General features: G+C 74.8%; 2 protein-coding genes. Both read left to right on the forward strand.

Going from position 1 to position 25185, the window contains the following annotated elements; translation table 11 throughout:
• Nucleotides 1-36 precede the first annotated feature (36 nt).
• Entirely contained in the window at nt 37-10377 is a 10341-nt protein-coding gene (locus ACH54P_RS39885) for an SDR family NAD(P)-dependent oxidoreductase (RefSeq protein ID WP_489908457.1), read from the forward strand.
• 2 nt (nt 10378-10379) lie between these two features.
• Entirely contained in the window at nt 10380-25151 is a 14772-nt protein-coding gene (locus ACH54P_RS39890; RefSeq protein WP_489908458.1) for an SDR family NAD(P)-dependent oxidoreductase, read from the forward strand.
• Nucleotides 25152-25185 lie beyond the last annotated feature (34 nt).

The following is a 25185-nucleotide window of genomic DNA, read 5'->3' on the forward strand; positions in this document are numbered from 1 at the left end:
TGCGCCCACCGACCCCCTGTTTCCCGAGGACCCCCCATGTCGAGTGAAGACAAGCTCCGCTACTTCCTCAAGCGCGTGACGGCCGACCTGCACGACGTGCGGGCGCGGCTGCGCGACGCCGAGGAGAAGGCGGGCGAGCCGATCGCGATCGTCGGCATGGCCTGCCGGTACCCCGGTGGCGCGAACACGCCCGAACGGCTGTGGGACCTGGTGGCCGGCGAAACCGACGCCATCTCCGGCTTCCCGGCCGACCGCGGCTGGGACACCGCCCGGCTCTACCGGCCCGGCGACGCGCGTCCCGGCCACAGCTACGTCCGCGAAGGCGGGTTCCTGCCGGAAGCGGCGGACTTCGACCCGGAGTTCTTCGGGATCTCGCCGCGTGAAGCCGTCGCCATGGACCCGCAGCAGCGGCTGCTCCTCGAGGTCGCGCACGAGGCGTTCGAACGCGCCGGCCTGCCGGTCGACGGCCTGCGCGGCAGCCGCACCGGCGTGTTCGTCGGCGGCATGGCCCAGATCGCCGGACCCTCCGAAGAGCAGATCGAAGCCCTGTCGGGCTACCTCCTGACCGGCAGTGCGGCCAGCGTGTTCTCCGGCCGGATCGCCTACACCTTCGGCCTGGAGGGCCCGGCGCTGACCGTCGACACGGCGTGCTCGTCGTCGCTCGTCGCGATGCACCTCGCCGCGCAGGCCCTGCGCGCGGGCGAGTGCACGCTCGCGCTCGCCGGCGGCGTCACCGTGATGACCACGCCGGAGGGGTTCGTCGAGTTCAGCCAGCAGGGCGGGCTCGCCGCCGACGCGCGTTGCAAGGCCTTCGCCGAGGCCGCCGACGGGACCGCCTGGGGCGAAGGCGCCGGCATGCTCCTGCTGGAACGGCTGTCCGACGCCCGCCGGCTCGGGCACCCGGTGCTGGCGGTGCTGCGCGGTTCGGCGGTCAACTCCGACGGCGCGTCCAACGGCCTCACCGCCCCCAACGGGCCCTCCCAGCAGCGCGTGATCCGCGCGGCGCTGGCCGGCGCGCGGCTCGCGCCGTCCGACGTGGACGTCGTCGAGGCGCACGGCACCGGCACGACTCTGGGCGACCCGATCGAGGCGGAGGCGCTGCTCGCGACGTACGGCCAGGACCGCGACCGGCCCCTGTGGCTCGGCTCGCTCAAGTCGAACATCGGGCACACGCAGGCCGCCGCCGGGGTCGGCGGCGTGATCAAGGTCGTCGAGGCGATGCGCCACGGCGTGCTGCCGAAGACCCTGCACGTGGACACGCCGTCCTCCCACGTGGACTGGACGTCCGGGCAGGTCCGGCTGCTCACCGAACCCGTGCCGTGGCCCGAGACCGGCGCACCGCGGCGGGCCGGGGTGTCGTCGTTCGGGGTCAGCGGGACCAACGCCCACGTGATCATCGAGGCGGCCGACGTCTCGCCGGCCGAGCCTTCCGCAGCGCTGCCGGTGGTGCCGTGGGTCCTGTCGGCGCGGACCGACGCGGCCCTGCGCGACCTCGCGAAGGCGCTGCGGGCCCATCTCGGCGACGACCCGGTCGACGTCGGCCGGGCGCTGGCCACCACGCGGTCGGTGCGCGAACACCGGGCCGTGGTGCTCGACGCGGCCGGGCTCGACGCCGTCGCCGAGGGCGTGAGCGAACCCGCCAATCCCGGTGACGTCGTCTTCGTGTTCCCCGGCCAGGGTTCCCAGTGGACCGGGATGGGGCTTTCGCTGCTCGAATCGTCGCCGGTGTTCGCGGCGCGGATGGCGGAGTGCGCCGCCGCCCTCAGTTCCTTTGTGGACTGGTCGCTCCTGGACGTCCTCGACGGCGATCTGCAGCGGGTCGACGTGGTCCAGCCGGTGCTGTGGGCCGTAATGGTTTCGCTGGCCGAGGTCTGGCGCGCCCACGGTGTCGAACCGGCGGCCGTCGTGGGCCACTCCCAGGGTGAGATCGCCGCCGCCGTCGTCGCGGGTGGCCTGTCCCTCGAGGACGGTGCCCGGGTGGTCGCGCTGCGGAGCAAGGCGATCCTGCGGCTGTCGGGCCTCGGCGGCATGGTGTCGCTGGGGGTTTCCCCCGAGCGGGCGGAAGAGCTGATCGCGCCCTGGGCCGGGCGGATCTCGCTCGCGGCGGTCAACGGGCCGTCGTCGGTCGTGGTTTCCGGCGAAACCGAAGCCCTGGACGAGCTGCTGGCCTCGGTGGACGTCCGGGCCAAGCGGATCGCCGTCGACTACGCCTCCCACTCCGCGCAGGTCGAACTCCTGGAAGACGAACTGGCTTCCGCGCTGGCTCCGGTCCGGCCGCGGGCGGGGAAGATCCCGTTCGTCTCCGCGGTGACCGGCGAGCCGCTCGACACCGCCGGGCTGGACGCGAGCTACTGGTACCGCAACCTGCGTGAACCCGTCCGCTTCGACCGGGCCGTGACGACGCTGCTCGCGAGCCGGGCGACCGTGTTCATCGAGTGCAGCGCCCACCCCGTGCTCACCGTCGGCGTCGAGGAGACGATCGAGCGGACCGGCGCGGCGGCTGCCGCGGTCGGCACCCTCCGCCGCGACGACGGCGGCCTCACCCGGCTGAGCACGTCGCTGGGCGAGGCGTTCGCCCGCGGCGCGGACGTCGACTGGGCCGGGTTCTTCGCGGGCACGGGCACCCGCCGCATCACCCTGCCGACCTACCCCTTCCAGCGCGAACGCTACTGGTCCGGGCCCGCCGCCCCGCGTCGCCGCACGGCGGCCGACGACCTGCGCTACGAAACCACCTGGCGCCTGGTCCCGGTCGAGCGATCCTCTTTGGACGGCACCTGGGTCCTCTGTGGTCCGGACGGGGAACTCACCGATCGTCTCGAGCGCGGTCTTGTCCGCCACGGCGCCGAGGTGATCCGCTCGGCCGGCGAACCGGAAGACCTCACCGGCGTCCGCGGTGTCCTGGCCGTCGCTCCCACCGGGCGCGTGCCGGGCCATCCCGCGGTCCCGGCCGGGTTCGCGGCGACCCTCGGCCTGGTCCAAGCCCTCGCCGCCGCGGAAGCTCCCCTGTGGACGGTCACGCGCGGAGCGGTGTCCACCGGCGCCGCGGACCCGGTCACCGACCCGGAGCAGGCGCTCGTCTGGGGCCTCGGCCAGGTCGTCCGCGAGGAGCAGCCCGGCCGCTGGGGCGGCGTCGCCGACCTGCCCGCCGACGTGGATGACGACGTCGTCGACCTGTTCCTCAGCGCCCTGACCGGTCCCGAAGACGAACTCGCCGTCCGGCCCGACGGCGTGTTCGCGCGTCGCCTCACCCGCCCCTCGACCGCCGCGGCCCGCCGCGAGTGGCGCCCCGAAGGCACGGTCCTGGTCACCGGCGGCACGGGTGCGCTCGGCGCGCACGTCGCCCGCCGGCTGGCCACCCTGGGCGCCCCGCACCTGCTGCTGGTCAGCCGGAGCGGGGGCAACGCCGAGGGTGCGGCCGAGCTGGAGAACGAACTCACCGCCCTCGGTTCGCGCGTCACGATCGCCGCGTGCGACGCCGCCGACCGCGACGCGCTCGGCGCGCTGCTGGCCGCTCTCCCGGCCGACGCCCCGCTGCGCGCGGTGATCCACACCGCCGCCGTCCTCGACGACGCCGTGCTCGACGAACTGACGCTCGACCAGGCGAGCCGCGTCCTGCGCGTCAAGGCCGAGGCTGCGATCGCCCTCCACGAACTGACCCGTGACCTCGACCTCGACGCCTTCGTGCTGTTCTCGTCCCTCGCCGGGACGTACGGCGGGGCGGGCCAGGGCAACTACGCGCCCGGGAACGCCTTCCTCGACGCCTTCGCGCGCTACCGCCGTGGCCTGGGGCTGCCGGCGACGTCGATCGGCTGGGGCCACTGGGCGGGCGGCGGCATGGCCGACGGCGCGCTCGAAGCCCGCCTGGTGCAGCGCGGTGTCCCGCCGATGCCGCCGGAGGTGGCGCTCGACGGGCTGCAGCGCGTGCTCGACCTCGACGACACGGCCGTCGTCGTCGCGGACGTCGACTGGGCGGCCGCCCAGGACCCGGGCCCCCTGCTCGCCGACCTCCCGGAGGTCCGCGAGCAGCTCACCGCCGAGCCCGGCCTCGCGGACCTGGCACCGGACGAGCGGGACCGGCGGCTGCTCAAGATCGTCCGCACGCAGATCGCCGCCGTGCTCGGGTTCGCCGAGCCCGACCGGGTCGACGCCGGCCGCGCCCTGCGTGACCTGGGCTTCGACTCGCTGACCGCGGTCGAGCTGCGGAACAAGCTCGGTGCGGCGGTCGGCCTGCGGCTGCCCGCGACCCTCGTCTTCGACCACCCGAGCCCGGCCGCGCTGGTCCGCCACCTCGCCTCGCACTTGGGCGGCCGCGAAGACGTCACCGACCACGCCGAGCGCGGCGCGGCCGACGAGCCGATCGCGATCGTCGCGATGAGCTGCCGGTTCCCCGGCGGCGTCGGCTCGCCCGAGGACCTGTGGGAGCTGCTGGCCGCGGGCCGCGACACGGTGACGCCGTTCCCGGCCGACCGCGGCTGGGACGTCGAGGCCGTGTACGACCCGGATCCCGAAACCCCGGGCCGTTCCTACGTCCGGCACGGGTCCTTTGTGGACGACGTCACCGGCTTCGACGCGGCGTTCTTCGGGATCAGCCCGCGTGAGGCGCTGGCCATGGACCCGCAGCAGCGGCTGCTGCTGGAAACGACGTGGGAGGCGTTCGAACGCGCCGGGCTCGACCCGGCGGCTTTGCGCGGCAGCCGGGTCGGCGTGTTCGTCGGCACCAACGGCCAAGACTACAGCACCCTGCTGATGAACGCCCGCGAGCAGGTCGAGGGCTACCTCGGCACCGGCAGCTCGGCCAGCGTGTTCTCCGGCCGGGTCGCGTACGCGTTCGGGCTGGAGGGCCCGGCGGTCACGGTCGACACGGCGTGTTCGTCGTCGCTGGTGGCGCTGCACCTGGCGGCGCAGGCGCTGCGGTCCGGCGAGTGCACGGTGGCGCTGGCCGGCGGGGTGACCGTGATGTCCACGCCGATCGGGTTCGTCGAGTTCTCGCGGCAGCGCGGGCTGTCGGCCGACGGCCGGTGCAAGCCGTTCGCGGCCGCCGCCGACGGCACGGCCTGGGGCGAGGGCGCCGGGCTGCTGCTGGTGGAGCGGCTTTCGGACGCGCAGCGCCTCGGCCACCCGGTGCTCGCGGTCCTCCGCGGCTCGGCGGTCAACTCCGACGGCGCGTCCAACGGCCTGACGGCGCCGAACGGCCCGTCACAGCAACGCGTCATCCGCGCCGCGCTGGCGGCCGCGGGCCTGGAACCGTCCGATGTGGACGCCGTCGAAGCACACGGCACGGGGACCCGGCTCGGCGACCCGATCGAGGCGCAGGCCCTGCTGGCCACCTACGGGCAGAACCGGGGCGGCCCGGTGTGGCTCGGTTCGGTGAAGTCGAACCTGGGGCACACGCAGGCGGCCGCGGGCGTCGCGGGTGTGATCAAGATGGTCCAGGCCCTGCGGCACGGGGTGCTCCCCAAGACCCTTCACGTGGACGAGCCGTCCTCTCAGGTGGACTGGACGACCGGGGACGTCCGGCTCTTGACGGAGTCCGTGTCCTGGCCCGCCGGGGAACGGGTGCGTCGTGCCGGAATCTCGTCCTTCGGGATCAGCGGCACCAACGCGCACATCGTGCTGGAGGAGGCTCCTCCCGCGCCCGTCGCTCCGGCAGAGACCTTCTCGGGTCCTGTTGTGCCGTGGCTGGTCTCGGCTCGGAGCGAAGACGGCCTGCGGGCTCAGGCCTCGCGTTTGCTGGAGTTCCTCGAGTCCGGACCCGATCTCGCCGAGACCGCGCGGACGCTGGCGACTGCTCGCGCGTCGCTCGAGTGCCGGGCTGTCGTGCTGGCGTCCGACCTCGATGGGTTCCGTCGCGGGCTGACCGGGCTCGCCGAGGGTCGGTCCGTCGCCGAAGTGGTGCGACGCGCGTCCGGTGGGAAGGTCGCTTTCCTGTTCTCCGGGCAGGGTTCGCAGCGGGCCGGCATGGGTCGGGAGCTGTACGAGATGTTCCCGGTGTATGCGTCGGCGTTCGATGAGGTTTGTGGCCACTTGGATCCGCGGTTGGCGGAGTTTTGGGGTTCGGCGGGGACGGAGTTCGCTCAGCAGGGGATTTTTGCTGTTGAGGTGGCGTTGTTCCGGCTTTTGGAGTCGTGGGGTGTGCGGCCGGACTTCGTGGTCGGCCACTCGGTGGGGGAGGTCGCGGCGGCGCATGTGGCCGGGGTTCTTTCCCTTGAGGATGCTTGTGCGCTGGTTTCGGCTCGTGGTCGGTTGATGGGTGCGCTGCCTGGGGGTGGTGTGATGATCGCGGTGCAGGCGTCCGAAGTGGACGTTCTGCCGTTGCCGGAGGGTGTGTCGCTGGCGGCGGTGAACGGTCCGGACTCGGTGGTGCTGTCGGGCTCTGAGGCCGCGGTGACTGCGGTTGCCGCGAAGTTCGCGAAGACCAGGCGGCTCAACACGAGTCATGCGTTCCATTCGGCGTTGATGGAGCCGATGCTGGCCGAGTTCGCGGCGGCCATTGACGGGCTCGTGTGCGCTCCGGCTGTGGTGCCGTTTGTGTCTACTGTGGATGCTTCGGTTGAGTTGTCGGCGGCGTACTGGGTGCGGCAGGTGCGGGAGCCGGTGCGGTTCGCCGACGCGGTCACGCGGCTACGCGCCGAGGGTGTCACGCAGTTCGTCGAGGTCGGGCCGGACGCCGTGCTCACCCCGATGGTCGAGGAAGCCGTGCCGACGCTCGTCGCCGGACGGCCGGAAGGCGCGGGCGTCCTGACCGCCTTGGCGCAGCTTGCCGAGACCGTCGACTGGTCCCGGGTGTTCGGCCCCGGCCCGGTCCGCGCGGACCTGCCGACCTACGCCTTCCAGCACGAGCGGTTCTGGCTGGACGCCGCCGCGGCCGGCGACGTCGACGCGCTCGGCCAGGCCACCACCGGCCACCCGCTGCTCGGCGCGGCCGTGGAACTGTCCGAGTCCGGCGGCTGGGTGCTGACGGGCGCGCTGTCGACGCGGACGTCGCCGTGGCTGGCCGGGCACGCCGTGCACGGCACGGTCATCCTGCCCGGCACGGCGTTCGTCGAACTCGCGCTGCGCGCCGGTGCCGAAGCGGGCTGCCCGACGCTCGAAGAGCTGACGATCGCCGTGCCGCTCGCGCTGACGGAGACCGTCCGGGTCCAGGTGGCGGTCGGCGCGGCCGACGACGCCGGTCGCCGCCCGGTGACCGTGCACTCCCGCCGTGCCGACGCGGAGCCATGGACGCGGCACGCCACCGGCGTCCTGTCCACCGAGCCCGTCGCCGCCGACGACCTCGGCGAGTGGCCGCCCGCCGGAGCGTCCGAAGTGGACGTCACCGACCTCTACCCGGGCTTCGAAGACCGCGGGTTCACGTACGGGCCGACGTTCCAGGGCCTGCGCGCGGGCTGGGTCCGGGACGGCGAGGTGTTCGCCGAGGTGGCGCTCCCCGCCGCCGACCGCGACCCGGCGGCCCGCTTCGGCCTGCACCCGGCCCTGCTCGACGCGGCCCTGCACGGTCTGGGGCTGGGAGAGTTGCTCCCCGACGACGGCCAGGGCCGCCTCCCGTTCACGTGGTCCGGCGTGACCCGGCACGCGTCGGGCCCGGCCTCCCTGCGTGTCCGGCTGACCCCCGTCGCCCCGGACACGGTTGCCCTGACGGTGGCCGACTCCGACGGCCGCCCGGTTCTGTCGGTGGCGTCCCTGGTGCTGCGCGTGGTCTCTCCGGACCAGCTCAGCCAGGTGAGCGACGCCCTCTTCCGCGTGGAGTGGCAGGAGGTCAGCGGTCCGTCCACTTCGGACCCGGTCCTGCTGCCGGTGGAAGCCGCGGACATCCCCACGACAACGGCGACCGTGCTCGCCGCGATCCAGTCCTGGCTCACCGACCCCCGCGCCGGCGAGCTGGTGTTCGTGACCCGAGGAGCCATCGCCGCAACCGACGGCGACAACGTGGACGACCTCCCCGCGGCGGCGGCCTGGGGCCTGGTCCGCTCGGCCGGCACCGAGAACCCGGGCCGCTTCCGCCTGCTCGACCTGGCCGAGGACACCGACTCGGTGCCCGCCCTCCCCGACGGCGAGCCGGAACTGGCCCTCCGCGGCGGTCGGCTCTTGGCCCCCCGCATCGCCCGAGGCCCAGCGGCGGGCTTGGAGCTGCCGCAAGAGGACTGGCGCCTGGTGATCACCACCCCGGGAACGGTGGACGGCATCACGGCGCAAGCCTGCTCGCCGGAACCGCTCACGAACGGCGAGGCGCCACGGCTTGGCGCGGCCGGGGGTTCGGACCGCGCGCAGCCGCTCGGCGAAGGCGAAGTCCGCATCGCCGTCCGAGCCGCGGGGGTCAACTTCCGCGACGTCCTCAACGTCCTCGGCCGATACCCCGGCGGCCCCGTCCCCCTGGGCCAGGAAGCCGCCGGCGTCGTGACCGAGATCGGCGCCGACGTCACCACCCTGAAGCCCGGCGACCGCGTCTTCGGCCTGTTTCCCGGCACCTTCGCCGCACACGCCGTCACCGATCACCGGCTCGTCGCGCCCGTCCCCGCCGGCTGGACCTTCCCGCAGGCGGCGACCACCCCGGTCGCCTTCCTCACCGCCTACTACGGCCTCGTCGAGCTGGCCGAGCTGAAGCCCGGCGAATCCGTGCTCATCCACGCGGCCGCGGGCGGCGTCGGCATGGCCGCGGTCCAGCTCGCGCAGCACCTCGGGGCCGAGGTCTACGCCACCGCGAGCCCGGGCAAACACCCGACCGTCAGGAACCTCGGCGTCGAGACAACTCACCTCGCCTCGAGCCGCACCCTCGACTTCGCCGACCGCTTCCCCCAGGTGGACGTCGTCCTCAACTCCCTCACCGGCGAGTTCGTCGACGCCTCCCTGAAGCTGCTCGCCGACGGCGGCCGGTTCCTCGAGATGGGCAAGACCGACGTCCGGACCGGCGAGAACTACCGCGCCTTCGACCTCGCCGAGGCCGGGGCCGAACGGCTCGGCCGGATGCTCACCGAGGTCCTGGACCTCTTCGAAAAGGGGCACCTGCACCCCCTGCCCGTCACCGCGTGGGACATCCGGCACACCCCGGACGCCCTCCGCTACCTGAGCCAGGCCAAGCACGTCGGCAAGCTCGCCCTCACCGTCCCGCACCGGATCGACCCCGACGGCACCGTCCTGATCACCGGCGGCACCGGCGCGCTCGGCGCCGCACTGGCCCGGCACCTCGTCCGCGACGGCGCCAAGCACCTCGTGCTCACCAGCCGCCGCGGGATGGACGCGCCCGGCGCGGCCGCCCTGCAAGCAGAGCTGCCCGAGGTGACGATCGCCGCCTGCGACGTCGCCGATCGCGACGCCGTGGCGGAACTCCTCAAGACGCTGAGCAAGCCGCTCACCGCCGTCGTGCACGCCGCCGGGGTACTCTCGGACGCCACCGTCGACCGGCTCACCGACGACAACCTCGCGACCGTCCTGCGTCCCAAGGCCGACGGCGCCCGGCACCTGCACGAGCTGACCCGTGACGCCGACCTGGCCGCTTTCGTGCTGTTCTCGTCGGTGTCCGGGCTCTCGGGCACGGCCGGGCAGGGCAACTACGCCGCCGCCAACGCCTACCTCGACGGCCTCGCCCGCCACCGCCGTGCGGCCGGGCTGCCCGCCGTCTCGCTCGCCTGGGGCGCGTGGGACGCGGGCATGGCCGGCGGGCTCGACGAGGCCGACCGGCGCCGGATGGACCGGTCCGGACTGCTGCCACTGTCCACGGAGGACGGTCTGGCACTGTTCGACACGGCGGTCCGAGACGCGGCCGGCCTGCTCGTCCCGATGCGGCTCGACCCGGCGGCGCTGCGCGGCGACGACGTCCCGCCGCTGCTGCGCGGGTTGGTCCGCCCCAAGCGGCGTGCGGCGGCGCCGTCCGACGCGGCCGGCCTGACCCGGCGGCTGACCGGGCGCACCCCGGCCGAGCAGGACGGGATCGTCCTGGAACTGGTCCGTGAAGCGATGGCCGCGGTGCTCGGCCACGCCGACGCCACCGGCGTCGACCCGGGCCGCGGGTTCCTGGAGGTCGGCTTCGACTCGCTGACCGCCGTCGAGCTGCGCAACCGGCTCGCCACCGCGACCGGCCTGCGGCTGCCGTCGACGCTCGTGTTCGACCACGCCTCGCCCGCGGAGCTCGCGGCGCACCTGCGCGGCGAGCTGACCGGCGACGGGGCAGGCGCCGAGCGGCTGCTGTCCGAAGTGGACGGCCTGGAAACCCGGCTGCTCGCCGCCGACCTCGACGAAGCCGCCCACGCGGCGATCCACGGCCGGCTGCAGACGCTGCTGGCCAAGTGGTCCGGCACCGCCCGGGCCGTCGTCCCCGACAGCCTCGCCACGGCGTCGGCCGACGACCTCTTCGACTTCATCGACAACGCATTGGGGAGCTGACGGTGTCCAACGAGGACCGGCTGGTCGAGTACCTCCGGCGGGTGACCGCCGAACTGCAGCAGACGCGTACGCGCCTGCAGGAGGTCGAGTCCGGCGAACCCGAGCCGATCGCCGTCGTCGGCATGAGCTGCCGGTACCCCGGCGGCGTGGCCTCGCCCGACGACCTGTGGGACCTGGTCCGGGACGGCCGCGACGCCGTCACGCCGTTCCCCGCCGACCGCGGCTGGGACCTGGCCGCGCTGGCCGGCCCGGACAGCGAACGCGGGACGAGCTACGCGACCGCCGGCGGGTTCCTCGACGACGTCGCCGGGTTCGACGCCGGGTTCTTCGGCATCTCCCCGCGCGCCGCGCTGGCGATGGACCCGCAGCAGCGGCTCCTGCTGGAGTCGGCGTGGGCGCTGTTCGAGGACGCCGGCGTCGACCCCGCGAGCCTGCGCGGCGGCCGCACCGGCGTGTTCGTCGGCGCGTCCTCCTCGGGCTACGGCAGCGGCTGGAACGTCGCTCCCGAAGGGCTCGAAGGCCACCTGCTGACCGGCAACGCGGGCAGCGTCATTTCCGGGCGGCTCGCCTACCAGTTCGGGCTGGAGGGCCCGGCCGTCACGGTCGACACGGCCTGCTCGTCTTCGCTGGTGGCGCTGCACCTCGCCGCGCAGGCCCTGCGCGCGGGGGAGTGCTCGCTCGCCCTGGCCGGCGGTGTCATGGTGCTCGCCTCGCCGACGTTGTTCGTCGAGTTCAGCCGCCAGCGCGGCCTGGCCGCGGACGGGCGCTGCAAGTCCTTCGCCGCGGCCGCGGACGGCACCGGCTGGGCCGAAGGCGTCGGCCTGCTGATGCTGGAGCGGCTCTCCGACGCCCGCCGCAACGGTCACGAAGTGCTCGCGGTGGTCCGCGGCTCCGCCGTCAACCAGGACGGCGCGAGCAGCGGACTGACCGCGCCCAACGGCCCGTCGCAGCAGCGGGTGATCCGCGACGCGCTGGCCGGTGCCCGGCTCGCACCGTCCGATGTGGACGCCGTCGAGGCGCACGGGACCGGCACCCGGCTCGGCGACCCGATCGAGGCGCAGGCCGTGCTCGCGACGTACGGCGGCGACCGCGCGCACCCGCTGTGGCTGGGCTCGCTGAAGTCGAACATCGGGCACGCGCAGTCCGCCGCCGGGGTCGGCGGCGTGATCAAGATGATCCAGGCCCTGCGCCACGGCGTGCTGCCGAAGACCCTGCACGTGGACGAGCCGACGCCGCACGTCGACTGGGCGGCCGGGAACGTCCGGCTGCTCACCGAGGCCACCCCCTGGCCGGAGACCGGACGGCCGCGCCGCGCCGGGGTGTCGTCGTTCGGGATGAGCGGCACGAACGCCCACGTGATCCTCGAGCAGGCCCCGCCCGTCGAGCCCGCCGCGTCGCCCGCGCTGCCGGTCACGCCGGTGCTGCTCTCGGCCCGCACTGCGACCGCACTGCGCGAGCAGGCTCTTCAACTGTCCACTGTGGAATCCGATCTGCCGGAGCTGGCCGCCGCACTGGCCACGCGGGGCGGCTTGGAGCACCGCGCCGTCGTCGTCGCCGAGGACCGGGACGCGTTGCTCACGGCCCTGCGGGAGTTCGACGTCATCCAGGGCAGTCCTGGTGGGAAGACCGCGTTCCTGTTCTCCGGACAGGGTGCGCAGCGGGCCGGGATGGGACGCGCGCTCTACGAGACGTTCCCGGCCTATGCGGCAGCCTTCGACGCCGTGTGCGCGCGGCTCGATCCGCGTCTGAAGGACGTCCTCGACACCGCCGAGCTGGACCGCACCGAGTTCGCCCAGCAGGGGATCTTCGCGCTCGAAGTCGCCCTCTTCCGGCTCCTGGAGTCCTGGGGCGTGCGGCCCGACTTCCTCCTCGGCCACTCGGTGGGCGAGATCGCGGCCGCGCACGTCGCCGGGGTGCTGACGCTGGAGGACGCCGGCACGCTCGTCACCGCCCGGGGTCGTCTGATGCAGGCGCTGCCGGAAGGCGGCGCGATGATCGCCGTGCGGGCGTCCGAGGAGGAGGTCCTGCCACTGCCCGCGGGCGTGTCGCTGGCCGCGGTGAACGGGCCGGGGTCGGTCGTCCTGTCCGGGATGGCGGACGCCGTGGCCGAGGTGGCCGCCCGGTTCGCGAAGAGCAAGCGGCTCAACACGAGCCACGCTTTCCACTCGGCGCTGATGGAACCGATGCTGGCCGAGTTCCGGACGATCCTGGACGGGCTTTCGCACGCCCCGCCGACGATCCCGCTCGTGTCCACGGTGGAGGAGGACGCGTCCTGGGACGCGGACTACTGGGTCCGCCAGGTGCGCGAGCCGGTCCGGTTCCACGACGGCGTCGAGCGGCTGCGCGCCCAGGGCGTCACGGTGTTCGCCGAAGTCGGCCCGGCCGCGGTGCTCACCCCGCTCACCGACGACGTCGTCCCGCTGCTGCGCGCCGACCGGCCCGAGCCGGCCACGCTGATCCGCGGCCTGAGCACCCTGCACGTCCGGGGCACCGCCGTCGACTGGCCGGAGTTCTTCGGCGGCACCCGCCGGCTCCCGCTGCCGCACTACCCCTTCGAGCACGAGCGGTTCTGGCTGACCGCGCCCGCCGCGACCGGCGACGTCACCGCCGCCGGGCTCACCCACCCCGACCACCCGCTCCTGGGAGCCGCGCTCGCCCTCGCCGACGGCGACGGGTTCCTCTGCACCGGCGTCCTCTCCCCGCGGTCGCACCCCTGGCTCGCCGACCACGTCGTGCTCGGCTCGACGCTGGTCCCGGGCACGGCGTTCGTCGAGCTGGCCCTGCGCGCGGCCGAGCAGGCCGGCGGCGACCGGATCGACGAACTCACCCTCGAAGCGCCGCTGACCCTCCCGGACGACGGCGTCGAGGTCCAGATCGCCGTCGGCGCTCCCGGGCCGTCCCGCACCCTGCGGATCCACTCGCGCCCGGCGGGCTCGGCGTTCGACGAACCCTGGACGCGGCACGCCACCGGCACTCTGTCCACCGGGACCCGGCCCGCCGCAGGGCCGGCCGAGTGGCCGCCCGCCGGCGCCGAAGTCCTGGCCGTCGACAACCTCTACGCCCGGTTCGACGACCGTGGTTTCGGCTACGGCCCGGCGTTCCAGGGCCTGCGCGCGGCCTGGCGCCGCGGCGACGAGATCTTCGCCGAGGTCGCGCTCCCCGGCGCCGACGCCGGGAAGTTCGCCCTGCACCCCGCGTTGCTCGACAGCGCGCTGCACGCGATGGCGCTCGGCGTCCTGCCGGACACCGGCGCGGGCCGGGTGCCGTTCACCTGGACCGGCGTGACGGTCTCCGCGCGCGGCCGGTCGGCTCTGCGCGTCCGGCTCTCGGCCACCGGCGCCGACACGATCACGCTGACGGCCACCGACGAGGCCGGGCAGCCGGTCGTCGCGGTCGAGGCGCTGACCGTGCGGCCGGTCGCCGTGCCGCGGCAGTCCCTGTTCGCCGTCGACTGGCCGCAGCTGCCGCCGGGCGGGACGGCCGAGGACATCCGGCCGACGTTCCTGCCCGTGGACGGCGGCACGGTCCACGCTTCGACCGTGCGGGTCCTCGCCGAGCTGCAGGAGTGGCTGGCCTCTTCGCACGAGCCCGGGGAACGCTTGGTCGTGGTGACCCGCGGCGCCGTTCCGGTCGACGGGGACGTCACCGACCTCGCGGGCGCGGCCGTGGCAGGCCTGGTCCGGTCCGCGCAGGCCGAGCACCCCGACCGGTTCCTCCTGGTGGACACCGACGATCCGGCCGGCCTGACCCGGTTCCCGGCCGGGGAACCGCAGTTCGCGATCCGCGACGGCCGCGTGTACGTGCCGCGCTTGACCCGCGCCGCCGCGTCGGCCGCGGAGGCTCCGGCCTGGGACACGGTCCTGATCACCGGCGGCACCGGCGCGCTCGGCTCGGCCCTCGCCCGCCACCTGCTGGACCAGGGCGCCGGACGCGTGGTCGTCGCCGGCCGCCGCGGCCCGGCCGCGCCCGGCGCGGCCGCGCTGGCTGATCTCGGCGTCGAGGTCGTCGCCTGCGACTTCACCGACCGGGACGCCGTTTCGGCGCTGCTCGCGTCGTTGCCCGGCCTCACCGCGGTGGTGCACGCGGCCGGAATCCTCGACGACGGCGTGCTCGCCTCGCTGACGCCGGAGCGGCTCGCCGCCGTGCTGCGGCCGAAGGTCGACGCGGCCTGGCTGCTGCACGAACTCGTCCCGGACGCGCACCTCGTGCTGTTCTCCTCGGTCGCGGGCGTCTTCGGCGCGGCCGGGCAGGCGAACTACGCCGCGGCCAACTCCTATTTGGACGCGCTCGCGGCCCACCGGCGGGCTCTTGGCCTGCCGGGCACGTCGCTGGCCTGGGGTGCCTGGGAAACCGGCATGGCCGCCGGGCGCACCGGACTATCCCTTGAGGACGGACTGGCGCTGTTCGACGCCGCGCTGGCCGCGGACCAGGCCGTCACCCTGCCCGTGCGGCTCGACCTCGCCGCGTTCCGTGCCGGTCCCGTGCCCGCGCTGCTGCGTGGCCTCGTGCGGACGCCGTCCCGGCGCGCCCGGCCGGTTTCGTCGTTCGGCGAACGGCTGGCCGCCGTGCCCGCGGCCGAGCGGGAGACGCTGCTGCTGGACCTGGTCCGGACCGAAGCCGCGGCCGTGCTCGGGCACGAGCCCGGCGCCCGGATCGACGCCACCCGGGCGTTCAACGACCTCGGGTTCGACTCGCTCACCGCGGTCGAGCTGCGCAACCGGCTCGCCGAGGCGACCGGGCTCAGGCTGTCCTCGACGCTGGTCTTCGACCACCCCGGCGCGGACGCGCTGGCCGCGTTCCTCGGAGCCGAGCTGCTGGGCACCTCCGTTTCCGAAGTCTCTTCAGTCGTCGTGCGGGCCGACGAGCCGATCGCGATCGTGGGCATGAGCTGCCGGTACCCGGGCGGGGTCACCTCGCCCGAAGACCTGTGGCGGCTCGTGTCGGAAGGCCGGGACGGTGTCGGGGAGTTCCCGCTCGACCGTGGCTGGGACGTCGACTACGACCCCGACCCTTCGCACGCGGGCACGACCTACACCCGCGAGGGCGGGTTCCTGTACGACGCGGCGGAGTTCGACGCGGCGTTCTTCGGGATCTCGCCGCGTGAGGCGCTCGCGATGGACCCGCAGCAGCGGTTGCTGCTGGAGTCGTCGTGGGAAGCGTTCGAGAGCGCCGGGATCGCCGCCGACTCCCTGCGGGGCAGCCGGACCGGCGTCTTCGCGGGCCTGATGTACCACGACTACGGCGCCCGGCTCACCACCGCGCCGGCGGACGTCGAAGGGTTCCTCGGGATCGGCAACTCCGGCAGTGTCCTGTCCGGACGGATCGCGTACACGTTCGGGCTGGAGGGCCCGGCGGTCACGGTCGACACGGCGTGCTCGTCTTCGCTGGTCGCGTTGCACCTCGCGGCGCAGGCGCTGCGGTCCGGCGAGTGCACGCTGGCGCTGGCCGGCGGGGTCACCGTGATGGCGACCCCGGCGACGTTCGTCGAGTTTTCGCGGCAGCGCGGCTTGGCGCCCGACGGGCGCTGCAAGTCGTTCGCCGCGGCGGCCGACGGCACCGGCTGGGGCGAGGGCGTCGGCGTCCTCGTCCTGGAACGCCTGTCCGACGCGCGCCGCAACGGGCACCGCGTGCTCGCCGTGGTGCGGGGCTCGGCGGTCAACTCCGATGGCGCGTCGAACGGCTTGACCGCGCCGAACGGGCCGTCGCAGCAGCGGGTCATCCGTGCCGCGCTGGCGACCGCCGGACTGACGCCGTCCGAGGTGGACGTCGTCGAGGCGCACGGCACCGGCACCCGCCTCGGCGATCCGATCGAGGCGCAGGCCGTGCTGGCGACCTACGGCCGGAACCGCGCCGAGCCGCTGTGGCTGGGTTCGGTCAAGTCCAACCTGGGGCACACGCAAGCCGCGGCCGGGGTCGCCGGCGTGATCAAGATGGTGCAGGCGCTGCGGCACGGGGTGCTGCCCCGGACGCTGCACGTCGACGAGCCGACCCCGCACGTCGACTGGACCGAGGGTGACGTCCGGCTGCTGACCGAGCCCGTTCCGTGGCCCGCCGGGGAGCGGGTCCGCCGCGCCGGGGTGTCGTCGTTCGGGATCAGCGGGACCAACGCTCACGTCCTGCTCGAAGAGGCGCCGGACGCTCCGGTCGTCCCGGCCGCTTGGCCTGCCGTGCCGTGGGTGCTCTCGGCCAAGTCGCCCGCTGCGCTGCGTGCGCAGGCGCGGCGGTTGCTCGACGCGGCGCCGGACCAGCCCGTCGCCGCCGTGGCGCGGACGCTGGCCGTCGGACGTGCGGCCCTGGACCACCGTGCGGCCGTCGTCGGCGCCGACCGGGACGAACTGCTGCGCGGGCTTTCCGCCGTGGCTGAGGGAACCCCCGCCTCGGGCGTCCACATCGGACAGGCGGCCGATCACCGGGTGGCGTACCTCTTCACCGGCCAGGGTTCGCAGCGGGCCGGGATGGGTCGGGAGCTGTACGAGATGTTCCCGGTGTATGCGTCGGTGTTCGATGAGGTTTGCGCTCACTTGGATCCGCGGTTGGCGGAGTTTTGGGGTTCGGCGGGGACGGAGTTCGCTCAGCAGGGGATTTTTGCTGTTGAGGTGGCGTTGTTCCGGCTTTTGGAGTCGTGGGGTGTGCGGCCGGACTTCGTGGTCGGTCACTCGGTGGGGGAGGTCGCGGCGGCGCATGTGGCCGGGGTTCTTTCCCTTGAGGATGCTTGTGCGCTGGTTTCGGCTCGTGGTCGGTTGATGGGTGCGCTGCCTGGGGGTGGTGTGATGATCGCGGTGCAGGCGTCCGAAGTGGACGTTCTGCCGTTGCCGGAGGGTGTGTCGCTGGCGGCGGTGAACGGTCCGGACTCGGTGGTGCTGTCGGGCTCTGAGGCCGCGGTGACTGCGGTTGCCGCGAAGTTCGCGAAGACCAGGCGGCTCAACACGAGTCATGCGTTCCATTCGGCGTTGATGGAGCCGATGCTGGCGGAGTTCGCCGCGGCCATCGATGGTCTCGTGGGTGCCGCGCCGGTGATTCCATTCGTGTCCACCGTGGATTCCTCGGTCGAGTTGTCGGCGGCGTACTGGGTGCGGCAGGTGCGGGAGCCGGTGCGGTTCGCCGACGCGGTCACGCGACTGCGCGCCGAGGGGGTCACCGAGTTCGTCGAGATCGGGCCGGATGCCGTCCTGGCCGCGATGGTGGACGGCTGTGTGCCGCTGCTGCGCGCGGGGCGTGCCGAGGTGCCGGCGGTGCTGTCGGCGGTGGCGCGGCTGCACGTCCGCGGGGTTTCGCCGCGGTGGCCGTCGGTGTTCGGGGCCGCGACCCCGGTGGACCTGCCCGGCTACGCGTTCGAGCACAGCCGCTACTGGCTCGACGCCGGTCCGGCGGCGGGGGACGTGACCGCGCTCGGGCAATCCGCGCCCGGGCACCCGCTGCTGGGCGCCGCGGTCGAACTGCCCGACGCGGGGACGGTGTTCACCGCCGCGCTGTCGGCCCGGACGGCGCCGTGGCTGGCCGAGCACGAGGTGCTGGGCACGCTGCTGCTGCCCGGCGCGGCCTTTGCGGAGCTGGCGCTGCGGGCGGGGGCCGAGCTCGGCTGCCCGGTCGTCGACGAGCTGACGCTCGGCGCACCGCTGGTCCTGCACGGCGACGTCGCCCTGCGGGTCGTGGTCGGCCCGCTCGACTCCGGACGGCGGACGCTGACCGTCCACTCACGACAATCGGACACGTGGACGCTCCACGCGACCGGCACGGTGAGCGACGGCGACGCGCCGGTGGAGGACCTGACGGAGTGGCCTCCCGCGGGAGCGGCCGAGGTGCCGGTGGACGACCTGTACGACCGTGCCGCCTCGCAGGGGTTCGGCTACGGGCCGGCGTTCCAGGGCCTGCAGGCGGCGTGGCGCGCCGGCGAGACGGTGTTCGCCGAGGTCGCGCTGCCCCCGGACCGGGCAGCGGAGGCCGCCGACTACGGCGTGCACCCGGCCCTGCTCGACGCGGCCCTGCACGGCGTCGGCCTGGGCGGCTTCGTGGACGGCCCGCACCTGCCGTTCGCCTGGACGGGCGTGACGCTGGCCGCGGCGGGTGCCGCCGAGCTGCGGGTCCGGATCAGCCCGGCGGGCCCGGAGGCGATCAGCCTGACCCTCGCCGACACGACGGGCCGCGGCGTGGCGGCCGTGCGCTCGCTGGCCCTGCGCCCGATCGCGGCGGTGGCCTCGGCGACGCCGGACGCGCTCTACCGCCTGGACTGGGTCCCGGCCGCGGAAACGCCGCTGAAGCCCAGCCTCCAGGACCTGGAGTCCTTGACGGGGACGCCGGGGACGGGCGCCGAGCGCTCGGTCCCCGCCGTCATGGCGCTCGAATGGGTCCCTTGCGACCTGACCGAAGCCGTCACCCGGGCCCTCGATCTCGTCCGGACCTGGGTCTCCGACGACCGGTTCGCCCACTCCCGCCTGGTCGTCGTCACGCGGGGCGCCGTCGCGACCGAGCCGGGCGAGGACGTCACCGACCTCCCCGCCGCCGCGGCCCGGGGCCTGCTGCGCACCGCCCAGCAGGAACACCCCGGCCGCTTCGTGCTCGCCGACCTCGGTCCCGACGACCAGCTCCGCGAACTCCCCGACGAGCCCGAAGCAGCCGTCCGCAACGGCCGGGTTCTCGTCCCGCGGCTGGCCCGGGTCACCGAGCCCGGCGTGCCCACGACGATCGACGGCGGCACCGTCCTCGTCACCGGGGCCACCGGCGCGCTGGGCGCCGCCGTCGCGCGGCACCTCGCCCGGCACGGCGCCGAGCACCTGGTGCTCACCTCCCGCCGCGGTCTGGAGGCCCCCGGCGCGGAGGACCTCGTCGCCGAGCTGGCGGAAACCGGCGCCCAGGTCACCATGGCGGCCTGCGACGTCGCCGACCGCGAAGACCTCGCCGCCCTGCTCGGCAGCCTCCCGCCGCTCACCGCGGTCGTCCACGCGGCCGGGGTCCTCGACGACGGCCTCCTCACCGCCCAGGACCCGGCCCGGCTCGCCGCCGTGCTCGGTCCCAAGGCCGAGGCCGCCCGGCACCTGCACGAGCTCGTCCCCGACGCCCACCTCGTGCTCTTCTCCTCGGTCGCCGGGGCGTTCGGCAGCGCGGGACAGGCCGGGTACGCGGCCGCCAACGCCTACCTCGACGCCCTCGCCGCCCACCGCGTCGCCAACGGGCTGCCTGCGCAGTCCCTCGCGTGGGGACCGTGGTCGGACGGCGGCATGGCGGCCGGGCTCGACCGGCGCCGGATCGGGCGCAGCGGCCTGCGCCCGATCGACACCGAGACCGGGCTGGCCCTGTTCGACGCCGCGCTCGCCTGCGCCGAACCGGTCCTGTGGCCGGTCCTGCTCGACCACGCCGGCCTGCGCGCCCAGGGCGAGCACCTCCCGCCGATCCTGCGCGGGCTGGTCCGGACCCCGGTCAAGCGGGCCGCACGCCGCACGGACAGCCTGCTCGACGTCGTCCGCGCGGAGTCCGCGGCCGTGCTGGGGCACGCGTCGGCCGCCGCGGTCGAACCCGGCCAGGCGTTCTCCGAGCTGGGCTTCGACTCGCTCACCGCGGTCGAGCTGCGCAACCGGCTCGACGCGGTCACCGGGCTGCGCCTCGCCGCGACCGTCGTGTTCGACTACGCCACCCCGGAAGCGCTCGCGAAACACCTCGAAGCCGAGCTGAGCGGCGAACGAACCGCGACGGCCGTCCAGCTGACGGCCGCCGTGGACGAGCCCGTCGCGATCGTCGGGATGAGCTGCCGGTACCCCGGCGGCGTCACCTCGCCGGACGACCTCTGGCGCCTGGTCATGGAGGGCCGCGACGGCATCGGCGAGTTCCCCGCCGACCGCGGCTGGGACGTCGAGTACGACCCCGACCCTGCGCACGCGGGCACGACCTACACCCGCGAGGGCGGGTTCCTGTACGACGCGGCGGAGTTCGACGCGGCGTTCTTCGGGATCAGCCCCCGCGAGGCCCTCGCGATGGACCCCCAGCAACGCCTCCTCCTGGAGACGTCCTGGGAAGCCTTCGAAAGCGCCGGGATCGACCCGGGCACGCTGCGCGGCAGCCGCACCGGCGTCTTCGCCGGCCAGATGTACCACGACTACGGTGCCCGGCTCACCACCGTGCCCGAAGGCGTCGAGGGGTTCGTCGGCATCGGCAACTCCGGCAGTGTCCTTTCCGGACGCGTCGCCTACTCGTTCGGCCTCGAAGGCCCGGCGGTCACCGTCGACACGGCGTGCTCGTCGTCGCTGGTCACCCTGCACCTCGCCGCCCAGGCGCTGCGGCAGGGCGAATGCTCGCTCGCCCTCGCCGGCGGCGTCACGGTGATGGCGACCCCGGCGACGTTCGTCGAGTTCTCGAGGCAGCGCGGCCTCGCCCCCGACGGCCGGTGCAAGCCCTTCGCCGCGGCCGCCGACGGCACCGGCTGGTCCGAGGGCGTCGGCGTCCTCGTCCTGGAACGCCTGTCCGACGCCGAAAAGCACGGCCACCGCGTGCTCGCCGTGGTCCGCGGTTCGGCCGTCAACTCCGACGGCGCGTCCAACGGCCTGACCGCCCCGAACGGCCCTTCGCAGCAACGCGTGATCCGGCAGGCGCTCGCCACCGCCGGGCTCGGTCCGTCCGATGTGGACGCCGTCGAGGCGCACGGCACCGGCACCAAGCTCGGCGACCCGATCGAGGCGCAGGCGGTGCTGGCCACCTACGGCCAGGACCGGGACACCCCGCTGTGGCTGGGCTCGATCAAGTCCAACCTGGGCCACACCCAGGCCGCGGCCGGGGTCGCCGGCGTGATCAAGATGGTGCAGGCGCTGCGGCACGGCGTGCTGCCGAAGACGCTGCACGTCGACGAGCCGACCCCGCACGTCGACTGGACCGCCGGGGACGTCCGGCTGCTCACGGAGCCCGTCCCGTGGCCCGCCGAAAACCGGGTCCGCCGCGCCGCGGTGTCGTCGTTCGGGATCAGCGGCACCAACGCGCACGTCATCCTGGAAGCCGGCCCGGCGCCCGCGGAAGCCGCCGTGCCCGCGCACCCGTGCCCGCCCGTCGTGCTCACCGCCAAGTCGCCGGCCGCCCTGCGCGCCCAGGCGACGCGGCTGCGGGCGCACCTGGCCGCCCACCCCGGCCGGCCGCTCCCGGCGGTCGCCCGGGCGCTGGTCACCACCCGGCCGCAGCACGCCCACCGCGCCGTCGTCGTCGGCGACGTCCCGGCCGGGCTGGCCGCTCTCGGCCGCGGCGAACCCGGTGCTGTCACCGGCGTCGTCGTGCCGGACGGCCTGACCGCGTTCCTGTTCACCGGCCAGGGTGCCCAGCGGCCGGGGATGGGCCGCGAGCTGTACGAGACGTTCCCGGTCTACGCCGAAGCGTTCGACGCCGTCTGCGCGCACCTGGACCCGAGGCTGCGTGACGTCGTCTTCGCAGGACGGTCCGAACTGGACGGGACGGAGTTCGCGCAGCAAGCGATCTTCGCGCTCGAAGTCGCGTTGTTCCGGCTGCTGGAGGCGTGGGGCGTCCGGCCCGACGTCGTGCTGGGGCATTCGGTCGGCGAGATCGCGGCCGCGCACGTCGCCGGGGTGCTGAGCCTCAAAGACGCCGCGACGCTGGTCGCCGCCCGTGGCCGGCTCATGCAGGCCCTGCCCGAAGGTGGCGCGATGGTCGCCGTCCAGGCGTCCGAAAAGGACGTTCAGCCGCTGCCCGATGGCGTCTCACTGGCCGCGGTCAACGGGCCCGAGGCGGTGGTGCTCTCCGGTGACGCCGGCGCCGTCACGGCGTTCGCCGCGGGCTGGGCGAAGACGAAACGGCTCAACACCAGCCACGCCTTCCACTCCGCGCTGATGGAGCCCATGCTCGACGAGTTCCGCGCCGTCACCGAAAAGCTGACCTTCGACGAGCCGTGGATTCCCATCGTGTCCACAGTGGATGACGGCGATCCGGCCACCGCGGACCACTGGGTCCGCCAGGTCCGCGAGCCGGTCCGGTTCCACGACGGCCTCGAGGCCCTGCGCACGCACGGCGTCACGGACTTCCTGGAGCTGGGCCCGGACGGCGTGCTGACCGCGATGGTCGAGGACGGCGAGGCCGTCGCGACGCTGCGGGCGGACCGCCCGGAGGCGGAAACCCTGCTCACCGCGTTGGCCCGGCTCTACGTCCGGGGCCGCGCGGTCGACTGGGCCGCGGGCCTCGGCCCCGGCGGCGGGCACGTCGACCTGCCGTCCTACGCCTTCCAGCGGGAGCGGTTCTGGCTGGCCGCCGCGCCGGCCAACGACGTCACCGCGGCGGGCCTGGCGGCGACGGGTCACCCGCTGCTCGCCGCCGTCGTGCCCTTGGCCGGGGAGGACGGCGTCCTCGGGACGGCCCGGCTGTCGCCGCGGACGCACCCGTGGCTGGCCGACCACACCGTCGGCGGGACCACCCTCCTGCCGGGCACCGCGCTGCTGGAACTGGTGCTGCGGACGGCGGCCGAAGCCGGTTGCGACGTCGTCACCGAGCTGACCCTGGAAGCGCCGCTCGTGGTCCCTGACCAGGGCGTTCAGATCCAGGTCACGGTCGGCGCCCCCGAGGCCGGGGGACGGCCGGTGCGGGTCCACGCCCGCCGCGACGACACCGAACCGTGGACCCGGCACGCCACGGGCACGGTCACCGAGGGCGGGAAGCCCGTGGTGGCCCTGACCGAGTGGCCGCCCGCCGGCGCCGACGCCGTGCCGGTGGACGACGTCTACCCGCGGTTCGCCGGAGCCGGGTTCGGCTACGGCCCGGCGTTCCAGGGCCTGCGGGCGGCCTGGTCCCGCGGCGAGGAGCTGTTCGCCGAGGTCGGCCTGGCCGAGGTCCCCGGTGGGTTCCTGCTGCACCCGGCCCTGTTCGACGCGGCCCTGCACACGGCCGCCCTGCGCGACCGTGGGCAGCGTGACACCGCGAAGCTGCCGTTCGCGTGGACCGGCGTCCACCTCGCGGCGACGGGGGCGACGAGCCTGCGTGTCCGGCTCACGCCGGTGCCCGACGGCTTCTCGCTCGCGCTGGCCGACGGGACGGGCGCGCCCGTCGGTGTCGTGGATTCGCTGGCGCTGCGGCCGTTCTCGGCCGAGGGCCTGGGTGTCCGGGAGGCGCTGTTCCGCGTCGACTGGGTGCCGTCGCCGGTCACCGCGCCGCCCCTCACGCGGTGCGCGGTGCTGGGTGAGGACACGGATCTCGTGGCCGCCCTCGAGCAGGCCGGTGCCGTGGTGACCGGCGATGCTCCGGACGTCGTGTTCCTGCCGGTGCCACGGGCCGCCGGGGCGGTTCCGGCCGCGGTGCGCGAGACCGTCACGGCGGTGCTGGCCACCGTCCGCGAGAGCCTGGCCAGCGACGGGCCGAAGCTGGTCGTCGTGACCCGCGGCGCGGTCGCGACGCGGCCCGGCGAGGACGTGCCGGACCTGGCCGCGGCGGCGGTGTGGGGCCTGCTGCGCTCCGCCCAGGCCGAGCACCCGGGCCGGTTCGCGCTGCTCGACCTCGACAACCCGGCCGCCGCGCCGGTGCCGACCGGGGAACCGCAGGCGGCGATCCGCGCCGGTGGTCTCCTGGTGCCGCGGCTGGCCCGCGTCCGCGCCGGGAACGGCGAAGCCCCGGCGACGTCCGGGACAGTGCTGGTCACCGGCGGCACCGGTGCGCTGGGCGCGGCCGTCGCCCGGCACCTGGCCACCCAGGGCGCCCAGCACCTGCTGCTGGTCAGCCGCCGCGGCGAGACGGCGCCGGGTGCGCCGGAACTGGCCGCTGAGCTGCGGGAACTCGGCGCCGAGGTGACGCTCGCCGCGGGCGATCTCGCCGACCGCGGCGCGGTGGCCGAGCTGCTCGCCGCGCACCCCGTCACCGCGGTCGTGCACTCCGCGGGGGTGCTCGCCGACGGCGTCGTCGAGACCCTGACCCCGCAGCAGATCGAGACGGTGCTGCGGGCGAAGGCCGATGCCGCTTGGCACCTGCACGAGCTGGCCGGCGACCTCACGGAGTTCGTCCTGTTCTCCTCGGCCGCCGGCACGCTCGGCACGCCGGGCCAGGCCAACTACGCGGCGGCCAACGCGTTCCTCGACGCGCTCGCCGCCCACCGCCGCGCGGCGGGGCTCCCGGCGCAGTCCCTCGCCTGGGGCCTGTGGGCCGACGGCTTGGGCGACGCCGACCGCCGCGGCGGCGTCACGGCACTGTCCACCGAGGACGGATTGGCGTTGTTCGACGTCGCCCGCGCGGACGGCGCGACGGCGCTCGTCCCGATCCGGCTCGACCTCACGGTGCCGGGCGAGGTGCCCGCGCTGCTGCGGGGTCTCGTCCGGACCCCGCCGCGGGCGGCGGCGCCCGCCCAGCTGGCGCAGCGCCTGGCCGCGGTGCCCGAAGCCGAGCGGCACGCGCTGCTCGTCGGGTTCGTCCGCGCCCAGGTGGCGGCCGTGCTCGGGCACGCCGACCCGGACGCCGTCCCGGCCCGGCAGGCGTTCCGCGACCTCGGCTTCGACTCGCTCACCGCGGTCGAGCTGCGCAACCGGATCGGCGCCGAAACCGGGCTGCGGCTCCCGGCGACGCTGGTGTTCAGCTACCCGGACGCGGCCACGCTCGCCACGCACCTGGAGGCCGAGCTGCACGTCGAGCCGGCCGAACCGGACCTGGCCGCGGTGCTCGCGGCCATCCCGGTGGAGCGGCTGCGCGCCGCCGGGCTGCTCGACGCGCTGCTGCGCCTGGCCGAGCCCGAAGCCGAGCCCGAACCCGCTGCCGAAGCCTCGATCGACGCCATGGACGTGGACGACCTCGTCTCCCTGGCGCTCGACCTCCCCTGACCAGACCGACCTGCGGAGCCCACACCATGGCCAC

Source organism: Amycolatopsis sp. N2S4-7, from assembly GCF_058119595.1.